The sequence below is a fragment of the Streptomyces sp. NRRL B-24085 genome (assembly GCF_001282115.1).
Taxonomy (GTDB): Bacteria; Actinomycetota; Actinomycetes; order Streptomycetales; family Streptomycetaceae; genus Streptomyces.
This window is the reverse complement of sequence record NZ_LJBR01000440.1, coordinates 1-1740: the sequence shown is the minus strand read 5'-3', so window position 1 is coordinate 1740 and position 1740 is coordinate 1. Positions and strand designations below refer to the sequence as shown.

The 1740-nt window shown below is 74.7% G+C and carries 1 protein-coding gene and 1 pseudogene; both read left to right on the top strand.

Features of this window, described 5'->3' with window-relative positions; translation table 11 throughout:
* The first annotated feature begins 548 nt into the window (after positions 1–548).
* A complete protein-coding gene (locus AOJ26_RS36005) occupies positions 549–1262 on the top strand; it encodes a ComEA family DNA-binding protein (RefSeq protein ID WP_053852566.1) in 714 nt (237 codons plus the stop codon).
* Positions 1263–1276: 14 nt separating this feature from the next.
* Positions 1277–1740, top strand: a pseudogene (locus AOJ26_RS36000) (MBL fold metallo-hydrolase); the annotation flags it as partial.

Genomic DNA, 1740 nt, shown 5'->3' with positions numbered 1-1740 from the left:
GCTCGGGACGTAGAGGTGCGTCTGTCGCGTCCGTCACTCGTCCGGGTGGCGGGTTTTTCCACAACCGGTGGGTAGTCCCCGGGAATTGACCAAGATCATCGCGAGGGTGCGGACGTGTCCGATCCTCGGCGCATGGCACTTCGATCAAGCTCACGTACAGCTACGACGACCAGCGGGCCGGGCCGCGGCCCTCGATCCGACGGCCGCTCACGGCACCGCCGGCCGTCTGTCACCCGCGGGCGGGGCCAAGGGCATGGGCGGCGCCAAGGCCATGGCCATGGCCAAGGTCAAGGCCAGGGCCGGGTCCCGCATCGGCATGCCGCCTCGGCGGACGAACTCCGGCGGCGGGCGGAGGTGCTGTTCGCCGAACGGGCGGGGGAGCGGAGGGACTGGAGAAGGGGCCACCGGGCGGCGAGGAGACGGGGGTTGCGGAGGAGCTTCTGCCGGACGGCGTTCCTCATGACGTTGCCCTGGAGGGGAGTTGGGGAGAGGCTGCCGACAGGCCCGGCGTCTGGCGGGAGCGGGCCGGGGCGGCTCTGCGGGAGCGGATGCCGGTCTGGTTGCAGGCGCGGTGCGGTCTGGAGCGGCGGAACGTGGTCGCGCTCTCGGTCCTGCTCGTCGTGGCCGCCGTGTTCGCCCTCCAGCACTTCTGGACGGGGCGCACACAGTCCGTCCAGGCGCCCGAAGTGGTGCGCGCGGCGGCTCCGTTCGGGGACAGCGGCGCGGAGAGCGGGCGGACCGGCGCCGACGGACGGCAGGAAGCGGCCGGGGCGGCTGTCCCGGGCGGGAGCTCCGGCACGACGGGGTCGCCAGGGGCCGAGATCGTGGTGGACGTCAGTGGAAAGGTCCGTGAGCCGGGGATCCAGCGGCTGCCGGCCGGATCGCGGGTCGCCGACGCGTTGAAGGCGGCCGGTGGCGTGCGGCCGGGCACGAACACCGACACGCTCAACCGGGCTCGGTTCCTCGTGGACGGCGAGCAGGTGGTCGTCGGCGGCCCGGCCGCACCGGCACCGGCGCCCGTGCCCGGCGTGGGCGGCTCCGTCGCGGGAGGTCCGGCCGGTACGGCGACCGCTCCCGTCTCCTTGAACACGGCCACCGTGGACCAGCTCGACACCCTGCCCGGCGTCGGCCCCGTGCTGGCCCAGCACATCGTCGACTACCGCACCCGGCACGGCGGCTTCCGCTCGGTGAACGAACTGCGCGAGGTCAACGGCATCGGTGACCGCCGCTTCGCCGATCTGCGGAACCTCGTACAGCCATGAGGCGCGGTTCACGGATGCCGCGAAGGCACGAGGACGAGGCGCGGGCACGGGCCACCGTGCACGCCGCTTCGGGGACGCGGCTCGGGAGTGCCCACCCGCGGCAGGAAGCGCCCGTGGATCTGCGGCTGGTACCGGCGGCGCTCGCCGCCTGGGGCACGGCCGCGGTGACTCTGGACGTGTCCTCGGGCTGGGTCACGGGACTGGTGGCCGGCTGTCTGGTGCTCGCCTGCGTGTTGCTGTCGGCACGGTGGCGGGGGACACGAGGCACCGGTGAGGGGGGCCGGGTGCCGGTCGCCGCCGTGCTGCTCTGTGTCGCGGCGGCCGCCGCGTCGGCCGGACTGCACGGCGCCGACCTGCGGCGGGGGCCGGTGCCCGCGCTGGCCCGGCAGTACGCCACCGTGACCGCCGAGGTCCGGGTGACCGCCGACCCCCGGCTGACCCGCCCCCGGATCACCGGGGACCACGTGGCCTCGACGAC